This is a genomic window from Microbacterium alkaliflavum, assembly GCF_044325405.1.
Lineage (GTDB): Bacteria > Actinomycetota > Actinomycetes > Actinomycetales > Microbacteriaceae > Microbacterium > Microbacterium alkaliflavum.
Genome location: NZ_JBIQWL010000006.1, coordinates 217,159 through 235,836, shown reverse-complemented (window position 1 = coordinate 235,836; position 18,678 = coordinate 217,159). Strand labels below are relative to the sequence as shown.

General features: G+C 67.0%; 17 protein-coding genes and 1 pseudogene. 4 read left to right on the top strand and 14 right to left on the bottom strand.

What is annotated here, in order from left to right; translation table 11 throughout:
* Positions 1 to 27: 27 nt before the first annotated feature.
* From ACH3VR_RS16750 to ACH3VR_RS16740, 3 genes are all read right to left on the bottom strand, one after another.
* The gene (locus ACH3VR_RS16750) at positions 28 to 828 is read right to left on the bottom strand and encodes an ATP-binding cassette domain-containing protein (RefSeq protein ID WP_397557459.1); all 801 of its coding nucleotides are present in this window, start codon (positions 826 to 828) and stop codon (positions 28 to 30) included.
* Positions 825 to 1,859 carry an ABC transporter permease gene (locus ACH3VR_RS16745; protein ID WP_397557458.1) on the bottom strand — a complete coding sequence of 345 codons (1,035 nt, stop codon included), beginning with the start codon at positions 1,857 to 1,859 and terminating at the stop codon, positions 825 to 827. The genes ACH3VR_RS16750 and ACH3VR_RS16745 overlap by 4 nt, the downstream gene beginning before the upstream one ends.
* Positions 1,860 to 1,935: 76 nt before the next feature.
* Positions 1,936 to 3,051 carry a substrate-binding domain-containing protein gene (locus ACH3VR_RS16740; RefSeq protein WP_397557457.1) on the bottom strand — a complete coding sequence of 372 codons (1,116 nt, stop codon included), beginning with the start codon at positions 3,049 to 3,051 and terminating at the stop codon, positions 1,936 to 1,938.
* A gap of 158 nt (positions 3,052 to 3,209) precedes the next feature.
* On the opposite strand from ACH3VR_RS16740, the gene ACH3VR_RS16735 reads away from it, so the two are divergent.
* Positions 3,210 to 4,214, top strand: coding sequence for a LacI family DNA-binding transcriptional regulator (locus tag ACH3VR_RS16735; protein ID WP_397557456.1), 1,005 nt, complete (start codon positions 3,210 to 3,212; stop codon positions 4,212 to 4,214).
* A 96-nt stretch (positions 4,215 to 4,310) separates the two neighbouring features.
* Here the strand turns inward: ACH3VR_RS16735 and ACH3VR_RS16730 are convergent, their stop codons facing one another.
* The 4 genes and pseudogenes from ACH3VR_RS16730 to ACH3VR_RS16715 form a co-directional block, all read right to left on the bottom strand.
* Entirely contained in the window at positions 4,311 to 5,882 is a 1,572-nt protein-coding gene (locus ACH3VR_RS16730) for an amino acid permease (protein WP_397557455.1), read from the bottom strand.
* A 54-nt stretch (positions 5,883 to 5,936) separates the two neighbouring features.
* Positions 5,937 to 6,377 carry a FadR/GntR family transcriptional regulator gene (locus ACH3VR_RS16725; RefSeq protein ID WP_397557467.1) on the bottom strand — a complete coding sequence of 147 codons (441 nt, stop codon included), beginning with the start codon at positions 6,375 to 6,377 and terminating at the stop codon, positions 5,937 to 5,939.
* A 36-nt stretch (positions 6,378 to 6,413) separates the two neighbouring features.
* Positions 6,414 to 6,581 (bottom strand): annotated as a pseudogene (locus tag ACH3VR_RS16720) (FadR/GntR family transcriptional regulator); the annotation flags it as partial.
* A 633-nt stretch (positions 6,582 to 7,214) separates the two neighbouring features.
* Entirely contained in the window at positions 7,215 to 8,456 is a 1,242-nt protein-coding gene (locus ACH3VR_RS16715) for an MFS transporter (protein ID WP_397557454.1), read from the bottom strand.
* A 116-nt stretch (positions 8,457 to 8,572) separates the two neighbouring features.
* Between ACH3VR_RS16715 and ACH3VR_RS16710 the strand changes: the two genes are divergently transcribed.
* Positions 8,573 to 9,061 (top strand): MarR family winged helix-turn-helix transcriptional regulator, encoded by a 489-nt coding sequence (locus tag ACH3VR_RS16710; protein ID WP_397557453.1) that lies wholly within the window; start codon positions 8,573 to 8,575, stop codon positions 9,059 to 9,061.
* Between the two features lie 296 nt (positions 9,062 to 9,357).
* Here ACH3VR_RS16710 and ACH3VR_RS16700 read toward each other — a convergent pair whose 3' ends face one another.
* The 4 genes from ACH3VR_RS16700 to ACH3VR_RS16685 all read right to left on the bottom strand — a co-directional run bounded on the left by ACH3VR_RS16700 (position 9,358) and on the right by ACH3VR_RS16685 (position 14,293).
* Complete coding sequence (locus tag ACH3VR_RS16700; protein WP_397557452.1) at positions 9,358 to 11,010, bottom strand: glycoside hydrolase family 13 protein; 1,653 nt, start codon at positions 11,008 to 11,010, stop codon at positions 9,358 to 9,360.
* A 138-nt stretch (positions 11,011 to 11,148) separates the two neighbouring features.
* A complete protein-coding gene (locus ACH3VR_RS16695; RefSeq protein WP_397557451.1) occupies positions 11,149 to 12,063 on the bottom strand; it encodes a carbohydrate ABC transporter permease in 915 nt (304 codons plus the stop codon).
* A complete protein-coding gene (locus ACH3VR_RS16690) occupies positions 12,063 to 12,998 on the bottom strand; it encodes a carbohydrate ABC transporter permease (protein WP_397557450.1) in 936 nt (311 codons plus the stop codon). The genes ACH3VR_RS16695 and ACH3VR_RS16690 overlap by 1 nt, the downstream gene beginning before the upstream one ends.
* Positions 12,999 to 13,018: 20 nt before the next feature.
* Positions 13,019 to 14,293, bottom strand: coding sequence for an ABC transporter substrate-binding protein (locus tag ACH3VR_RS16685; RefSeq protein WP_397557449.1), 1,275 nt, complete (start codon positions 14,291 to 14,293; stop codon positions 13,019 to 13,021).
* A 216-nt stretch (positions 14,294 to 14,509) separates the two neighbouring features.
* Here ACH3VR_RS16685 and ACH3VR_RS16680 point away from each other — a divergent pair, with 216 nt between their 5' ends.
* On the top strand, positions 14,510 to 15,685 hold the full coding sequence (locus ACH3VR_RS16680; protein ID WP_397557448.1) for an ROK family protein: 1,176 nt from the start codon (positions 14,510 to 14,512) through the stop codon (positions 15,683 to 15,685).
* A gap of 66 nt (positions 15,686 to 15,751) precedes the next feature.
* Here ACH3VR_RS16680 and ACH3VR_RS16675 read toward each other — a convergent pair whose 3' ends face one another.
* Positions 15,752 to 16,096: a histone-like nucleoid-structuring protein Lsr2 gene (locus ACH3VR_RS16675; protein WP_397557447.1), complete on the bottom strand. Its 345-nt coding sequence runs from the start codon at positions 16,094 to 16,096 to the stop codon at positions 15,752 to 15,754.
* Positions 16,097 to 16,226: 130 nt separating this feature from the next.
* Positions 16,227 to 16,934: a hypothetical protein gene (locus ACH3VR_RS16670; RefSeq protein WP_397557446.1), complete on the bottom strand. Its 708-nt coding sequence runs from the start codon at positions 16,932 to 16,934 to the stop codon at positions 16,227 to 16,229.
* A gap of 88 nt (positions 16,935 to 17,022) precedes the next feature.
* On the opposite strand from ACH3VR_RS16670, the gene ACH3VR_RS16665 reads away from it, so the two are divergent.
* Complete coding sequence (locus tag ACH3VR_RS16665) at positions 17,023 to 18,147, top strand: GntR family transcriptional regulator (RefSeq protein ID WP_397557445.1); 1,125 nt, start codon at positions 17,023 to 17,025, stop codon at positions 18,145 to 18,147.
* Positions 18,148 to 18,165: 18 nt separating this feature from the next.
* Here ACH3VR_RS16665 and ACH3VR_RS16660 read toward each other — a convergent pair whose 3' ends face one another.
* Complete coding sequence (locus ACH3VR_RS16660; RefSeq protein WP_397557466.1) at positions 18,166 to 18,501, bottom strand: DUF7882 family protein; 336 nt, start codon at positions 18,499 to 18,501, stop codon at positions 18,166 to 18,168.
* Positions 18,502 to 18,678: the final 177 nt, after the last annotated feature.

The following is an 18,678-nucleotide window of genomic DNA, read 5'->3' as shown; positions in this document are numbered from 1 at the left end:
CCCCGGTTCCGCGCGGCGCCCGTCGGGTCAGGCCGTCGCGGCCCCGGTCATGATCGCGACCGCATCGGTCATGCTGTGCGACTGCGGCGTGATCGTCGCCGCCCGTTTTCCGAGACGCTGGATGTGAATGCGATCGGCGACTTGGAAGACGTGCGGCATGTTGTGCGAGATGAGGATGACAGGCACCCCATGCTCACGCAGCCGTTCGATGAGCTCGAGCACCATGTTCGACTCACGGACACCGAGTGCCGCGGTCGGCTCGTCGAGGATCACGACCTTCGATCCGAACGCGGCCGCACGGGCGACGGCGACAGCCTGCCGCTGGCCGCCGGAGAGGTTCTCCACCGGGACGGTGACGTCCTGCAGCGTCGAGATGCCGAGCCTCTGCACTTCTGCACGAGCGTCCTTGCGCATGCCTGCCGTGTCGAGGGCGCGGAACACGCTGCCCAGCACCCCCGGCCTGCGGCGCTCCCGCCCGAGGAACAGGTTGGATGCCACGTCGAGGGCGGGTGAGACCGCGAGGTTCTGGTACACGGTCTCGATGCCCGCCGCCCGCGCATCCTGCGGCCGCTTGAAGTGGACCTCCTGGCCGTCGAGGAGCAGCTGCCCCTCGTCAGGGATATACGCGCCCGTGAGGCACTTGATGAGAGTCGACTTCCCGGCGCCGTTGTCGCCGATCACCGCGAGCACCTCCCCTGGGTACAGCTGGAGGCTCACACCGTCCAGGCCCACCACGCGCCCGAATGTCTTGACGAGTCGCCTCGCTTCGAGGACGGGGTTCCGTGTGCTCGCGCCCGCGCCGGCGGGCGAAGACTCAGCGATGGTCATTTGCGCACCTTCCTGATCCATTGGTCGATAGAGACGGCGACGATCACGAGGATCCCGATCGCGAGCGTCTGGTACAGCCCGTCGACACCGGCGAGGAACAGTCCGTTGCGGAACACGCCGACGATGATGGCGCCGAGCAAGGAACCCCAGATGATTCCGCGTCCTCCGAAGAGCGAGGTGCCGCCGATGACGACGGCAGTGATCGAGTCGAGGTTGAGGTCGGCTCCGGCATTCGGGCTCGCTGCGCCGGATCGGCCGATCTGGATCCACGCGGCAACCGCCAGCACCGCCCCCGCTGCCACGTAGACGCTCATCAGCACGCGGCTCGTGGAGATGCCGGCGAGGCGCGCCGACTCAGCGTCGTCGCCGACCGCGTAGACGTGTCTGCCCCAGGCCGTGCGCCCCAGGATGTACGCGATCGCGACATAGAGGAGGAGCATGATCACGACGCCGACCGTCAGCCGCACGTCGCCGATCGGGATCGCCGTCGCCGTCCAGGTGAGCAGCGGCGGCATCTCCGACTTCCGGACGGTCTGGCCACCGCTGTACAGCAGCGTGAGGGCCACGAAGATGTTGAACGTGCCCAGCGTCGCGATGAACGGCGGCAGCTTCACGCGAGTGACCAGGAACCCGTTGAGGGCGCCCGCCGCGAGTGCCGCGAGGAGCCCGGCGAACAACGCCAGCGGGGCCGGGAATCCGTTCTGGAACGCGGTCTGCGCCATGACCATCGAAGCGAGAATCATGGCAGCGCCGACCGACAGGTCGATGCCGGCGGTGAGGATGATGAGCGTCTGAGCGATCGCCACCGTCCCGACGACCGAGACCTGGTCGAGCACGAGCGAGAGATTGGCGGGCGCGAAGAACCGCGGGTTGATGGCGCCGAAGACGATGATGGACAGGACGAGGACGACCGCCGGGCTGATCGCGGGGTAGCGGTGCAGCAGACCTCGGAGTCGGTCGAGCGGAGTGCGGCGGTCGAGGAACTCGGCCGCCAGGTCAAGTGTGCTGGTGGGAGGTGCCTGCTGAGTCACGAAGGTTCGCTCCAGTGTTCATGTCGGACAGGTGAGGGGCGCCGCCGGGGGGCCGCACCCCTCACCCGAAGGGGTCCTACTTCTCGCCCCAGCAGATGCCTGCGGCTTCGGTGGTGTCGATCGAGTCGACGCCGTCGACGGGGTTGTCGGTCACGAGCGCGACGCCCGTGTTGTAGAAATCGAGCCCGTCGGAGACTTCGGGCTTCTCGCCGCTCGTGACGAGCTTCACGATCGCCTCGACGCCGAGTTCGGCCATCTTGACCGGGTACTGCTGGCTGGTGGCGTCGATGATCCCGTCGGAGACCTGCTGGACGCCGGCGCAGCCGCCATCGACCGAGACGATCAGCACATCGTCGGGGTTCTTGCCCGCTGCCTGAAGAGCCTGGTACGCGCCGTACGCGGCGGGCTCATTGATCGTGTACACGACGTTGATGTCGGGGTTCTTGGCGAGCAGGTTCTCCATCGCCGTCCGTCCGCCGTCCTCGGCGCCCTGCGACGCTTCGTTGCCGACGATCGTGTAAGAGCCGCCCTCGCCGCCCGAGTAGGTGCCCGTCGGCTCCTCGTCGCCGTTCACCTTCTCGTCGTTCAGGTCGATGCCCATGCCGTCCAGGAAGCCCTGGTCGCGGCTGTAGTCGACCGTCACGACCTTGTCATCGAACAGATCGATGAGACCGATCACTGCATCGTCGCCGGCGAGCGTTCCCGCCGTCCACTGACCGATGAGCTGTCCGGCCAGGAAGTTGTCGGTCGCGAAGGTGATGTCGACGGCATCGGCCGGGTCGGGCACGGTGTCGAGTGCGATGACGAAGAGTCCGGCGTCGCGAGCCTTGGCGATGGCATCGAGCACCGCCGGGCCGTTGGGCGTGATGAGGATGCCCTTGTCGCCCTTCGAGATCGCTGCCTCGATGGCCTGGATCTGCGTGTCCTCGTCGCCGTCTTCCTTGCCCGCCGCGACGGTCAGGTCGACGCCGTTCTTCTCGGCAGCAGCCTTGGCGCCATCCTCCATTGCAATGAAGAACGGATTCGAGTTCGTCTTCACGATCAGCGAGACGCCGACGGCATCGTCGGCGCCACCGGTCGACCCTCCGGTGCCGGACGAGGACGCGCATCCCGCCAGCCCGAGGGCGGCCACTGCGACTACAGCGGTGAACGTCAGAAGGCCGCGCCGACCCCTGCTCTTGTGATTCCTCATTGAACTCCCTCTCAGTGAGTGATGCCGTGTTGACATCGATGTCGGGGACGTTTCTATTGCACGGCCGCGGGTACAGTCAAGTCAGAAGCAGTTCTCACCGAGATCGGATTGTGACATCGATGTCAGAAATCTTCCCGGTTCGCAGACCGCGGGCCACGATGAAGCACGTGGCCGCGCTTGCCGGGGTAGGTATCAAGACGGTCTCGCGCGTGGTCAACGGCGAACCGAACGTGTCGGAAGAGACGGCCGCGCGCGTGTGGAGCGCCGTTCGCGCGCTCGACTACCATGTCGACCTGCAGGCGAGCAGCATGCGGCGCGCCGGTGGACGCACCGACACACTCGGACTTCTGGTCAGCAGTGTCGACAATCCGTTCGCCGCCGCCATCACTCGAGCCGTCGAGGATGTTGCGCTGACGCGAGACGTCGCGGTGTTCGCTTCGAGCCTGGACGACGACGCAGCTCGTGAGGAGCTCGCGGTGGAGGCGTTCCTGCGACGGCGTGTCGATGGGCTGATCCTGACCACGATGTCGCGGAGCCTTTCCTATCTCAGGCCCACGCTCGAGCGGGGAACCCCCGTGGTGTGCATCGATCGCGAGCCGCTCGCGGCAGATGTGGACGTCGTCGTGAGCGACAATCGCGAGGGCGCGGCGTCAGCGACGCGGCATCTGATCGCGGGTGGGCACCGGCGGATCGCCCTCATCGCCGATCGACCGGATATCCAGACCGCGGTCGATCGGCGTGACGGGTTTCTGGAGGCACTCGGGGGCGCAGGCATCCCGACCCTCGACATCCCGGTGGTGATGGGCGTGCACGATCCTGAGAGCGCATACGACGCGGTGCATGCGCTTCTCGCGTCGGAGAACCCCCCGACTGCTGTCGTGACAGCACAGAACCTGATCACCCTTGGCGCATTGCGGGCGCTGCAGGAGGCAGGTGCACGGCATACGGTGGCGCTCGTCGGGTTCGACGAGGTGTCGATGGGAGACCTGCTCGATCCTGGCGTCACGGTCGTTCGGCAGGATCCGCAGAGTATCGGCCGGATCGCCGCCGAGCGGGTCTTCGCTCGCATCGACGGCGACGAGTCCGCGTCACAGCGGCATGTCGTCGGGACGGAGCTCGTCATCCGCGGCAGCGGGGAGATCCGACCGCGCGATTCACGATGAACGCTCGCCCTGCCGGATGGCCGGAACCACCTCGATTTCGTGACCCCGAGGGGGTCGCCGCTGCATCCACGGGATCCCGCGGCGACCCCGCGAGGATCAGCTCCGTTTGCGGAGCGCCTCGCTCGAAGCTCGCGACGCGACGACAGGGTGCGCACCCGTGTAGCCGTCGCGGGCCAGCGCCGCTTCCTGAATCCTCTTCCGGGCGGCGAACCAGCCGATGATCAGGGCAGGGATCAGGACGATCAAGGACGCGAGGACCCACCGGCCCGTCTCCGAGAACCCCATCGTCACGAGGACGAACGCGAGGAACGCCAAGGTCAGGTAGGAGGTGTACGGGGCGCCGAACAGCCGGAATGACGGCCGATCGACGAGGCCCTTCTTGGACCAGGAGTGGAACTTGAGGTGGCAGAGCATGATCGTCGCCCACCCTCCGATGATGCCCAGCGCCGAGACCTCCAGCACGATCTCGAAAGCCTGTGAAGGCCAGAGCGCGTTGATTCCGACCCCCGCGAGGGTGATGGCGGCCGTGAGGAGGATTCCGCCGTAGGGGACGCCGTTCTTGTTCATCGCGGCGGTGAACCTGGGTGCCGAGCCGTTGACCGACATGGATCGAAGGATGCGGCCGGTTGAGTAGAGTCCTGCGTTCAGGCTGGAGAGGGCCGCCGTGAGGACGACGAAGTTCATGACCGATCCCGCGACGGCGCCGGCCTGCGGAGAGCCGATGTGTGAGAAGAAGGTCACGAACGGGGACTCGCCGGCCTGATAGACGTCGAACGGCAGAAGCAGCGACAGCAGGAGGATGGATCCGACGTAGAAGATCGCGATTCGGAGGATGACGGTGTTGATCGCCTTCGGCATGACCTTGGCCGGGTTCGGCGTCTCGCCGGCCGCGGTGCCCACCAGCTCGATGCCGGCGTAGGCGAACACGACCCCGGAGATCGCCAGAAGCGGTGCGATGAATCCCATCGGGAACAGGCCGCCGTTGTCGGCGATCACGACGAGTCCGGTCGGGCCGACGTCGGTGGAGCCGTTGAAGATGAGGAAGCACGACCCGATGATCAGGAACGCGACGAGCGCGGCGACCTTTATGAGTGCGAACCAGAACTCCATCTCGCCGAACAGTTTCACGCTCACGAGGTTCAAGGAGAGGACCACGACGAGCGCCACCAGGGCGATGACCCACTGCGGGATCTGCTGAAGCGGCTCCCAGTACTGGGCCCAGAAATTGACGTAGAGGGCCGCGGCCGTGACATCGACGATCGAGGTCATCGCCCAGTTCAGGAAGTACATCCATCCTGCCGCGAAGGCGAGCTTCTCGCCGTAGAACTCCCGAGCGTACGAGACGAAAGAGCCGGACGAGGGCCGGTGGAGGACCAGTTCGCCGAGGGCGCGGAGGATGAGGAAGGCGAAGAACCCGCAGACGGCGTAAACGAGGATGAGCGCCGGGCCGCTGGACGCGAGCCGACCTCCGGCGCCCATGAACAGCCCGGTGCCGATCGCGCCGCCGATCGCGATCATCTGGATCTGACGGGGGCGGAGGGCCTTGTGATAGCCGGCGTCTTCGCTGGAGAAGTCCTGGACGGCAAGAGTGCGGTCCCCCGTGAGCTCTCGATCGTTTTCGAGGGCGTCCTGCGGGTCGAGCTTCGAGGTCTCGTGATTCTGGGTCATGGTGCTGCCTTTCAAGGGGTGGTGCGTGGGACCACTCGGCAGAGCGCGACTCCGTCAGCGCCGCTCGTCGAGCCCGGTGATGTCGAGAAGGACCTCCTTCACCTGGTCGAGGTGGAACTGCATGCTGTCCTCTGCTTCGGCGACGGAGCCGCGCGCGATGGCGGCGATGATCGCGCGATGCTCACCGTCCGACTGTCGCCGCCGGCCTGGCGTGAGGTTTATGACGCTCGACTGGTGGCGCAGGGCTGTCGAGATCTGGTCGAGGACATCGGCGAAAACGGGGTTGCTGGATGCCAGCGCGATCGCCGAGTGGAGCTGGGCATCCAAGCCGACCCAGTCGTCAGGGCTCTCCTCGGCTTCCATCTGTTCTTGAAGGCGCTGCAGCGCGGAAACGTCATCCTCGGTGCGGCGAACGGCCGCGAGACCGGCTGCCGCGATCTCGATGTGCGGCCTGGCTTCGATCAGATCCGCGGCCGAGTACTCGCCGAAGCGCAATTCGTGCGCCGGCGTCCGCGCCGTCACGAAGGTGCCGCGACCGGTCCTCGTCACGGTGAAGCCCCGTGTCTCGAGAACGCGGAGCACCTCTCGCACGACCGTCCTCGACACGCCGTACCGGGCTGCGAGGGCCTTCTCGGAGGGAAGGCGGTCTCCGACGCGTACGACTCCGGCCGCGATGGCCTCGTGGAGGTCGCGGAGCACGTATTCCACTGCGCCGACACGGCCACCCACTGGCCTAGCAGTCCAACTGTCTGACAGGTTGCTCACGAGACGACATCTTGCGGGACCGATGTTTCATCGGAATTTCCGCGATGCGCTTGTTCTGTGACGGGCGCCCGACTCGGCTGCCGCGCCCAGTACGACAAAGCGCGCTCGCAGGTACCCGCCCGACCTGCATCAATCTTCTCCCGCGTCGGTCAGTTCGACAAATCGATTTGTGAGGTGCGCGCGAATCTGCCATTCTGAAGTCGATCTTGACGCGGTGACAGAGTGGTGGGCGCGGTGATAGAGGACCGGGAATCGGCGTGGCATGCCTACGAGGAGAGCCTGCAGCTCTTGCATGTCGTGGGAGAGTCGCTCGAGAACGCCGAGATCGACTTCAAGGCCGGATTCGATGCCGGCTGTGGGCGCGCAAGCGCGCCATGAAGGTGCGGGGCCCTGCCCTCCTGATTCCGCGCTCGGGCGGCCAGTCGCAGTACTCGCCCCGCGCTCCGTGACACACCGAGGAGGCGCTCGGCAAGATCGTACGATCTCGCCCAGCGCACACGTCGTTCGCGTCGACGACGTGTGTGCTCGGCGGCAGCATACGAAGTCGACACGGGATGCCGCGACCCGTCAGCGGGCACGTGAGGCGGTCGTGGTCTCCAACGTGTTCGTTCCGTTCAACCCGCCCGCTGCGGTCGCATGAAGTGTGGCATCCGTATCCGTGCGCGTATCGCGGGCGGTGGCGGCGGCGATGATCATGACGACGAGCGCGGTGAGGGTGATGATCGCGCCGATCCAGATCGGGGAGGTGTAGCCGAGGCCTGCGGCGATGCCCATTCCGCCGGCCCAGGCGCCGATGGCATTGCCGACGTTGAACGCGCCGATATTGGCTCCCGACGCGAGTGTGGGGGCCTGGCCGGCGTAGATCATGATGCGGCTCTGCAGCCCGGGGACCGTGCCGAATCCGAATCCGCCCATGAGGAACAGCGCGGTGATGGTGGCGATCCGGGATCCGGCGAGCAGGCCGAACAGGGCGAGGATCACCACGAGCGCGCCGATGAAGCCGATCAGGGTGGCGTCGATGGACCGGTCGGCGAGTCGGCCGCCGAGCCAGTTGCCCACGACCAGGCCGGCGCCGAAGAGGACGAGCAGCCAGGGTACGGCGGTGGTGGGGAATCCGCTGACTTCGGTGAGTGTGTAGGCGATGTAGGTGAAAGCCCCGAACATGCCCCCGTAGGCGAGCACGGTGACCAGGAGCGAGAGCCACACCTGACCGGAGCGGAACGCCTGCAGTTCGATCCGGAGGCTGATCTGCTCCTCCGGGCTGTGACGGGCCGGTACGAGGGCGGCGATGCCGATGAGCGCGACAACGCCGATCGCAGCGATCGCCCAGAACGTCGACCGCCACCCGAGCTGCTGGCCGAGGAAGGTTCCGAAGGGGACTCCCAAGACGTTGGCGACGGTGAGGCCCGTGAACATGATCGCGATCGCGCCGGCCTTCTTTTCGGGCGCGACCAGGCTCGCGGCCACGACGGCGCCGATGCCGAAGAACGCGCCATGGCAGAGGGCCGCGAGGATGCGGCCGATCATCGCGACGCCGTAATCCTCGGCGACCGCGGTGAGCGCGTTCCCGATGATGAACAGCACGATCAGGCTCATCAGGACGGGCTTGCGGGGAAGTCGGGTGGTGGCCGCCGTGAGCCCGAGGGCCCCGACGACGACCGCGAGGGCATAGCCGGAGATCAGCCATCCGGCGGCTGCTTCCGAGACACCGAATTCGGCGGCGACCTCGGGCAGCAAGCCCATGATGACGAACTCGGTCAGTCCGATGCCGAAAGCGCCGATCGCCAGTGCCACGAGACCCAAGAGCATGCCAGTCTCCTCGTAAGACGGTAAAGTAGTTGCAAGCGCGGGATAATGCACAAGCAAGGAAGATCATTGCATACGCAAATAAACCGCGCAAGCAACTATTGTTTCGGGAGTCTCATATGGGCATCGGCGACGACGCTGTTGAGGTGCGAGCACAGGGATGGCGTACCCTCGCGGCGTTGCACGGACTGATCGAGTCCGAGCTCGAGCGCGGTCTTGCCGCCGCCGACCTGTCCGTCGTGGAGTTCACCGTCCTCGACGCGCTCAGCAGGCAGGACGGCTGGCATATGCGGATGCAGCAGCTCGCACGTGCGGCCGCCCTCAGTCCGAGCGCCACGACCCGTCTGGTCACGCGCCTCGAGGACAGGGGGCTGCTCACGCGCATTCTCTGCGCCGACGACCGCCGGGGGATCTACACCGAGCTCACGGCGAGCGGGCGTGAGCTCTACGATCGGGCCCTTCCTCTGCATGACGATGCCCTCGAGCGTGCGCTCGCCGACGCCGCGGATCGGCCGGAGCTCGCTCCGGTCGNGGGGGCTGCTCACGCGCATTCTCTGCGCCGACGACCGCCGGGGGATCTACACCGAGCTCACGGCGAGCGGGCGTGAGCTCTACGATCGGGCCCTTCCTCTGCATGACGATGCCCTCGAGCGTGCGCTCGCCGACGCCGCGGATCGGCCGGAGCTCGCTCCGGTCGTGGACGCCCTGCACGGGATCGCGCTGCCGTCTCTTGCGCTCGCCGGGAGGCGCGAAGCGCCTCCGGCGCGCGGCTGAGCCCGTGAATCGCGCCCGCTCAATTGCTCACGAAAAGTGAAGGGCTCCGCAGTGCGGAGCCCTTCACGTTTTCGGCACTCGAGACTGGACGCCCCTCAGAGGTGTCGGCGCCGCCGGTGATGTGGCGTCGTCAGACCGTGAGCCAGGCCGTGGTGTTCCCCGGGAGCATCTCGCCGTCCAGCGGTCCGCTGCTGAGGAGCACGGTGCCGGCGGGGAGCGCCACCGGCTGGGCACCGAAGTTCGTCACCGACTGCCAGCCGTTGGGTCGCGCGAAGTGCAGCACCGATGCATCGACCGACGGCAGCCATTCCAGCTTCTCCCCGGTCTGCAGCTCGGCGCGTAGCGCGAGAGCCTGACGATACAGCTCGAGCGTGGAGCCCGCGACGCCGTCCTGTGCCTCCACGGATGAACCGCTGAACCACTCAGGCTGGGGCAGGTGCGAGCCGCCGACGCCGAAGCCGAAGGAGGGGCCGTCGATGGTCCAGGGCAGCGGGACGCGGCATCCGTCTCGCCCGATCTGCACGCCCTTGTCGCGGAAGAAGGCCGGATCCTGGCGCTCGGAGTCCGGGATCTCGCCGAACTCCTGCAGACCGAGCTCCTCGCCCTGATACAGGTAGGCGGCTCCCGGGAGTGCGAGGATCAGCAGCGTCGCGGCCCGGGCTCGACGCAGGCCGAGCGCGGCGTCGACGTCGTCGGCGTGGCCGCCGCTGAGCAGCCACGCGTTGCCGTCCTGTCCGCGGCCGCGGCGACCGGGACCTGCGGGAAGACCGTACCGGGTGGCGTGGCGGACGACATCGTGGTTGGAGAACACCCACGTCGACGAGGCGCCGGTCTCCGCCGCCTTCACGAGGTTCTTCTCGATGATGTCGCGGAAGTCGGCGGCGTCGAAGTCCGCCTTCAGGAGATCGAAGTTGAAGGCCTGGCCGAGTCCCTCCGGGCTGGCGTAGCGGTGGAGGCGGTCGGGGTGCACCCATGCCTCGGCCACGGCGGTGCGGGGCGGGGTGTACTCGTTGAAGAGCTTGCGCCACTCGGCGTAGATCTCGTGGACCTCATCGCGGTCCCAGAACGGGTGAGCGCCGAGGGCGTTGTCATCCTCGGCGGGGAGGACGGCCTTGGACGGGAGCTCTTCCGGCAGGTGCTTCGCGAGCGCATGCGCGACGTCGATGCGGAAACCGTCGACACCCCGGTCGGACCAGAAGCGCAGGGTCTTCAGGAAGTCCTCCCGCACCTGCGGGTTGTCCCAGTTGAAGTCGGGCTGCTCCTTGGCGAAGAGGTGCAGGTACCACTGTCCGGGAGTGCCGTCGGGCTCGATCACGCGCTCCCAGGCCGAGCCGCCGAACAGGGAGTCCCAATCCGACGGGGGCACGTCGCCGTTGTCGCCGAGGCCATCGCGGAAGATGTAGCGGTCGCGTGCGGGCGATCCCTTCGGCGAGGCGAGCGCCTCGCGGAACCACTCGTGGCGGTCCGACGAGTGGTTGGGGACGATGTCGACGACCAGCTTGATGCCTGCCGCGTGCAGAGCGGCGGTCATCTCGTCGAAGTCGTCCAGCGTTCCCAGGCGAGGGTCCACATTGCGGTAGTCGTCGACGTCGTAGCCGCCGTCGGCCAGAGCAGAAGGGTAGAACGGGCTCAGCCAGACGGCGTCGATTCCGAGGTCCTTCAGATAGCCCACGCGGGATGTGATGCCCTGGATGTCGCCGAGCCCGTCGCCGTTCGAATCGGCGAAGCTCCGCGGGTAGATCTGATACACCGAGGCTTGGCGCCACCAATGGGGGTCGGTCATGCGGGTCGTCTCGGACGGAGTCAGAGCGGAGTTGACAGTCAAGTTCTTTCTTCCGTGGTATCGATGGTCAGTTGTTGATGCGGCTTCAATATTTAGTCACCAAAGGTATCACCCGGGTGTCGCCGAGGCGAGCGTCGCTCAGCCCTTGACGGCGCCCTGCGTGACACCTTCCATCACCCAGCGCTGCGTGAACAGGTAGACGATGATCGCGGGCGCCATGGCCATGAGGTACGAGGCGAACGACACGTTGTAGTTGTTGCTGAACTGCGACTGGAACAGCGAGTTCAGCACCGGGAGGGTCTGCAGCGCGGGGTCGGCGATGATCAGCGACGGCATCATGAAGTCGTTCCAGGCGTAGAGGAAGGCGAAGATGCCGATCGTCGCACTCATCGGCGCGAGCAGCGGGAAGATCATGTGCCAGAAGGTCTGCCACGTCGTCGCACCGTCGATGCGCGCACTCTCCTCCAGCTCATACGGGATCGAGCGCAGGAATGCGGTGAACAGCAGCACGCTGAAGCTCAGCTGGAACATGGTCGCCAGGATGATCACGCCGAACGGGTTGGCGAGGCCCAGCAGTCCGGTCATCTGCACCTGGGGCAGGGCGACGACCGGGAACGGGATGAACATGGCCGCGAGCAGGTAGAAGAAGGAGAAGCGGAAGAGCTTCCTGTCCCAGTTTCGGACGATCGCGTAGGACGCGAACGCCGCGAGGAAGATCGTCCCGGCCACGGTTCCCGCGGTGACCAGCACCGACATGGCGGCGCCCAAGGGGAAGTTCGTCAGGTTCCAGGCCGCGACGAAGCCCTCGACGCTGAACGGCGCCGGAAGCGAGAACGCATTGCCGTCGACGGCCTGGGCGGTCGTCTTGAACGCCATCGTGACGGTGACGTACAAGGGCAGCAGGACGGTGATGGCGCAGAGGCAGAGGATGATCGTCGCGGTCCAGTTGACGCGCTCCATCCCGAAGCGGCTCCTGGCCGGTCTGGGGGCAACGCCTTCGAGGACTTCGGTGGCCTCGACTGTTTCGACGACGAGAGCTGGCTGAACAGACATCAGAGTGCGTTCCTTCCGCGCGTGATCGAGAGTTGGAGCACGGCGATGAGGACCGTGATGATGAAGAAGACGGTCGCGTTGGCCATCTGATAGGCGTAGTCGCCCGTGGTGAGTCCCGAGACGACCGTCATCGCGATGCTGTACGTCGAGGTTCCCGGACCGCCGCCGGTGAGGCCCTTGATGACGTCGTAGGCGTTCAGGAAGCCCTTGAACCCCAGGATCACGTTGATCACGATGTAGCCGAACATGAGCGGCACCGTGATGCGAGTGAGCTGCTGGAACTTGGATGCTCCGTCGAGGTCGGCCGCTTCGTACACGTCGCCGGGGATCGAGAGGATGCCGGCGATGTAGATGAGCAGAGCCCCGGGGATCGCCTGCCATGCCGTGACGATGACGATCGCCAGCCACGCCCAGTCCGGCTTGGCGAGGATGCTCTCCTGGAGCCACGTGATGCCGGAGATGGTGCCGAACGCCGGCAGCGAGTTCGAGAACAGGAACTTGAAGACGAACGAGATGATGATCGCCGAGATCACCATGGGGATCACGAAGATCGTCCGCAGGGGCGTCTTCAGTCGGATCTGCGCCGTCAGTCCGACCGCCAGGAGCAGGGCGATGATGTTCACCAGGATGACGGTGACGAGTGAGAACCCGAACGTGAAGAGGTAGCTCTGGAGGATCAGCGGGTCGCTCCACAGGGCGATGTAGTTCGTGAGCCCGATGAACTTCCACTCCCCGAGCCCGATCGAGTTCGTGAAGCTGAAGAAGATGCCGATCACCGCAGGGACCGTGATCGCCAGGGTGAACAGGGCGAGGGTGGGAAGCAGGAACCAGTAGTACACGGCGTCGACGCGGCCGCGGGGGCGCGCCTGTCCTGCTCGTCGTCTGCCCTGCGTGACGATGGTCGTCGTGGTGGGCGCGGTCGTGGTGGTTGCCATGGGGGACTCCTTCGTTCCCGTCACTGCTGTCGGTAAGCGAGCCGCGCGTAGTCGGCGTCGATGTTGCTCAGGATCCGCTGCGGGTCGCTGCCCAGCATGATGGCCTGCACGTAGTTCATGATCGGGATGGCTCGGGGCACGAGCTGCGTCGATCCCTGGTACATCTCGCCTGCGTCGATGTACTTCTGAAGCCCGGCGATGCGGGCGTCGGATACCTCTGGCGCGTCCTTCGTCGGCAGGAAGCCCAATTGCGACTTGTTGTACGCGGCGATGACGTCCGGCTGGTACAGGTACTCGAGGAACTCGCGCGCCGCTTCCTGATGCTTCGAGGCCTCCGGGATCCAGGCGGCGAGGTCCATGTTGATCCGGGCCTTGAGATCCTTCGGGTCGTCGGTGACCGGCAGCGGGAACATCCCGAGCTGCAGATCCGGGGCCGCCTTGGCGATCTCACCGAACGCCCATGGGCCCTGCATGTACATCGCGGCCTCGCCCTTGGCCATCGCCGTGTTGCCGTCGCCGTACCCGCGGCTCGGAGCGTCCTGGTTGACGTACTTCGACAGCTCGAGCATCTTGTCGACGGGCTCGGCCTGGTCCTTCTGGAACGACACCGGCGAGTTCGGCCCGACGTTCGTGCCCTCCTTGGCGAGGTCGTCGAAGAAGGCGACCGTGTCGAGCGTGCCGCCGACCGTGTAGTCGTACCAGCCCTGCCCGATCGTCCAGCTGTCGGCGAACGTTCCGTAGAACGGTGTGACGCCAGCCGCCTTGAGAGCGTCGCAGACCTGGATGAGCTCGTCCCACGTCGTGGGCACCTCGAGCCCGTTCTCCTCGAAGATCTGCTTGTTGTAGATCACCGCGGCGCCCATGATCGAGTACGGGATCGCGCTCGTGCGGCCGGGGCACACGCCGAACTGGTCCATGAACGGCTTGAGGTCCTCGCGGACGCTCTTGGCCGCGGCCGTGTCGGACAGGTCCGACATGGCGCACCGCTGGATGAACCGCGCCGTCTCCTGGTTGTAGTTGTTGAGCGCGATGTCGGGCGGATCGCCCCGGACGAATCCCGCCGAGACCGCGTCGATGCCGGACGTGTCGAGCACCACCGTCACCTTGTCCTGCGACGCGTTGTACTTCGCGACGAGGTCCCTCATGTACGGAATCGCCTCCGGCTTCGCGAAGGCGAACCGGACAGTCTCCCGGCCGTCGGCGCCTGAGCAGCCCGCGAGCGCCCCGCCCGCGAGCGCGAGGAGCGCGACGCTCGCCGCGATGATGCGCGTCTTTCGTCCTGAGGTTCGAGACATCGTCGTCCTTCCGTTCCCGCCACCGTGCGCGGATGCCGCAGGGCTTCGGTGTCCGTGGGATTTGTTGATTCGGTGACTATATTTCCGCACACAATCAATTCGTGAGGCCCATAATGCAACCAGACGTCCCGGAGGTCAAGAACTTTGCCGAATCTGCGCCCCGCCCGCCAAGTGATAGCGGACACAACGCCAAATCCCCGCGCAAGCGTCGATGCTGTGTTGCAGTTCGCCTGGGATGCGGAGGTGTTCACGAGCAATGACGCCATGCCCGTGGTCGGCATGACCCGGTCGACGACGATCGATGCGATCGATGAGCTGATCGGTCTCGGACTGGTGCGCGAGCTCCCGAACGCGCGTGCCGTCGGCGAGTACCGCAATGGACGGCCGTCGCGTCGGTTCGAGTTCCGCAGCGACGGCGCCGTCGTGGTCGGCATCGACGCCGGGCGTGCTCACCTCACGACGATCGTCGCGGACCTCCGCGGGCGCCCACTGGCACGGGAGACGAAGGAGACCGGAAGCCCCGAGGACTCGGCCGAAGACCGACGGCGGGCGATCGTGGACGCCGTGGATTCCGCCCTCGCCCTGGCGGGCCACACCCGCCACGACGTGATCGCCGCGTGCGCGGGAGTCCCGGCGCCGGTGGACGCCGAGGGGCGCTCGCCTGCCCACCGCGACGACTTCTGGCGGCGGATGAATCCGGACCTGCTGGGCCTGCTCGGTGAATGGGCGCCGATCGTGAAGGTCGAGAACGACGCGTCGCTCGCCGCTGTCGCCGAAGGCTCAGTGGGGGTCGCGACCGGACACGAGAGCTTCGTCTCGCTGCTCGCCGGCGCGCGGCTCGGGGCGGGCGTGGTGGTCGACGGGCACCTTCTCCGCGGCGCTCACGGCGGCGCGGGCGAGATGGTCGGGTTCGATCATGTCCTGGGAGTGGGCGAGGTGGGCGGCATCGGCTACCGGCTCGTGGAGTGGGCGCGCGAAGCGATCGCCGCCGGCGAGATCGGCCCGACGCATCCGCTGGCCATGCTGCCCGCCGATGAGCTCACCGGTCGCGCGGTCCTCGAGCTGGCGCACGCGGGCGATGCTCCGGCGCGATCGATCGTGGAGCGGGCCGCCGCCGTGCTCGCGCGCGTGGCGGGAATCTTCGGCAGCATGTACGACCCCGAGCTGATCGTCGTGTCCGGAGCGATCGCCGACGGAATCGGCGACGTCCTGGCAGGCGCCCGGGGGATGCTGCCGACCGAACTCGACCTTCCCGCACCGGAGCTGGTCGCCTCCACGCTCGGTGCCGAGGTGGTCGCCATCGGCGCGGTCTCGGCGGCCGTGGAGACAGCCCGAGCGGACCTCCTGCGAATGATCCCGCTCGTTCAGCACCGCTTCACGGGCGAGGGTTAGCGCCCTCGGCCATCGTCGTCCGCGATGAAGCCGTCGACGGATGCCGTGGGCGCGCTCGACGCCTGGTCAGTGACCCGCGTCGTAGGCCGCGAGCACCGACGCCGGAAGGCGACCGCGTTCGCTCACGTCATGACCGTTCACGTGAGCCCATGCGCGCACGGCGACGAGATCCTGGCGCCGTGCGGTCCGCGGCGTCCTGGCCGGGCGGGATTCCTTCGGGCTCGCGTCGGCGACGCGGGCGACACTCACGAACGGCGCGAGCGCGGCCTCGAGCTTCTCGATGTTCTCGCTGCTCAGGTCGATCTCGTAGGTCTTGCGTTGGAAGGCGAAAGTGACGGTGCTGCCTTCCCCGTCCGGAATGGGGGTGCCGTCGAGATCGTCGACGAGCTCGACGGTGACCTTCTGTGCCATGAACGCCTCACTGTGATGCTTTCGCTGCGGTCGGGACCCACAACGGTCGGGAATCACAACGCTAGATGCGAGGCCGGTCGTTCGCCCGCAGTGCTGGATTAGTGTCCGATGAGAACCCGCGGCGCGAGCCTCAGCTCTCGCCGGTCGCGGCGATGTACTCCGCGAGGTACTGCGTCCACAGCTCGAGCCAGCCGGGCCACCGATCCTCGGCGACGGCGAGCTCGTCGGTCCCGAGGAAGGCGACGTCGGCCGGGTGGTTCGCTTCGAGCCACGCGTAGACGGAATCGAGATGCTCCGCGAGCCCGTTGGTGTCGGAGGGCATCTTCCGGTGCGCCGAGAGGACCTTCCCGTCGGCGACGCGAACCGTCAGCGCGTTGCCGAGAAACGGCCCCGCCCCGACCTCTCGTGAGCCCATCAGATGCATCGCGAAGGGGCAGGTGAACTCCGTCGCCCACGAGGTGGGAGTCATCTCGACGCACGGCTCCATCGCGACCTCGACGCTCCAGGCCGAGTCGCGCTCCCAGTGCCTGATCCAGCCGTCCCAGAGTTCGGCATCCGGGGCAAGGTACTGCGCGGCGGCTCCGACGTCGTGGTCGGCGAATGCCGCCGCCATCGCCTGCGCGGCATCCAGATCCGCTGTCCTGGCGGGGTCGGGAGCGGGTGCGGGAGTGGGGTCGGCGACCCTCGCTTCGCTGCTCGAGGCCGGGGCGGAGCATCCCGCAGTCGTGGCCACCATCACCGTGACCGTCATCAGTGCGATGAGCCCAGGGATGCCGCGACTTCGTCCGCCGGTCAGGCGGGGTTCGGGCTCGACAGCGCGCATTGTCGGTCGCTTCATGGCATCCTCCGGATTGTCGGCTTCGCCTCGTTGCGTCTACGGGTGGGAAGACATCCACTGTGATAGATCACTGATACAGTTGTCCGAATTGTCCCCCGGGGAGGATCCTCTGTCAACGTTCCAGCTCGACCCGCGCTCGGGCGTCAGCCTCGCGACGCAGATCTGCACCCGCATCGCGCTGCAGATCGCCGACGGCGACCTCGCGCCGGGCGATCTGCTCCCGTCGGTCCGGTCGCTCGCCGGCCGATTGGGCGTCAACGTCAACACCGTTCGCGCTGCGTACGCGAGGCTCGAGGCCGACGGGCTCGTGCAGACCAGGCACGGTGTCGGGACCGTCGTGCTGGCGACGCCCACCGGGGGTCTGCCGAACAGCGCCGTCCCGTTCGGCGTCAACACGATCGCCGTGCTCGTCGCCGATCTCGGTGCCTTCTATCTTCCGCTCGTCAGGGGCATCCAAGACGTCGCGAGCGACCGGGGGACACTCGTGCTGATCGCGGATGCGCGCGACTCACCGCGGCTCGCCGATGCCATGACCCGTCGCCTGATCGCGCGCGGAGTGGACGGCATCATCGCAGTGTCGGTCGGCCGGATGCCCGATCAGCTCGACTCACGCGTGACCCGGCTGCCGATCGTGCACGTCGATCAGCCCGACAGGCGGGGATACAGCCTGCTCTTCGACGGCGAGGGTGCCGGTTTCAGCGCGACATCGCATCTGATCGACCACGGTCACGACCGGATCGGCCTCATCACCGCTCCGCTGATCTGGGCGAACGTCGCGGAGGTCTCCGACGGATATCGACGCGCCATCGAGGTCGGCGGCGCGGATGCCTCGGCCGAACTCGTGTCCGAAGTGCCGGAGTTCACGATCGAGGCGGGTCGGGCCGCTATGGCGCGCCTGCTCGACCTGCCCCATCCGCCATCGGCGGTCTTCGCGGCCGGTTCGACCCTCGCGCTCGGGGCGCTGACCGAGGCGAAGTCCCGGGGAGTGCGCGTTCCCCGCGATCTCGCGATCGTCGGCTACACGGACACCCCGATGGCCGAGCTCGTCGACCCGCCGCTCACCATGGTCGAGGTTCCCGTGCGCGAGATCGGCGTCCGCGCCATGCGCATGCTGTCCGACCTGATCGACGGCAAGAAGCCGCGCCGCCGGCGCACCGTGCTCGACCCGGAGCTCATCGTTCGTCAGAGCTGTGGCCCGCACGACCGGGAGTGAGGGCGCGCGCGACCGGGGTCATGCCAGCTCGTGCTCCTCTTCCAGATGGTGGACGGGTACGGGGGGCTCGGGGACCAGATAGAGCCCGGTGCTGGAGTTCGCCGTCTGCATCAGGGCGTCGATCCAGGCGCGATTGAGCTGCGGCATCCTGCTCCCGTAGAACTTGTACACGAGCGCACACTGAGGGTGGATCCAGACCGTCGTGCGGCCGTCGCCGATGCTCACGTCGTCTTTCCAGCTGAAATGGAACGGCTCACCGCGGCGAAGCTTCATGCCGATGACCAGCATCAGATGCGCGAGCGCGCGATCCTCGAAGTCGACCTTCACCGTGCCTTCGTAGGTGAATTTCCCCATCGCACGAACCCGTCCGGTGAACGACGACAGGAACGGGAGCCGCTCGGGGGGAATCGCCTCCACCTGACTCTCATCATCCCCCCCGGCCTGCGCGAACGCCATCGCCGCGCGCGCTGCCCGGAACGCGGACGATGGCCAGCGGGTACCGCCGCTGGAATCCTCCTCGACATCGACACG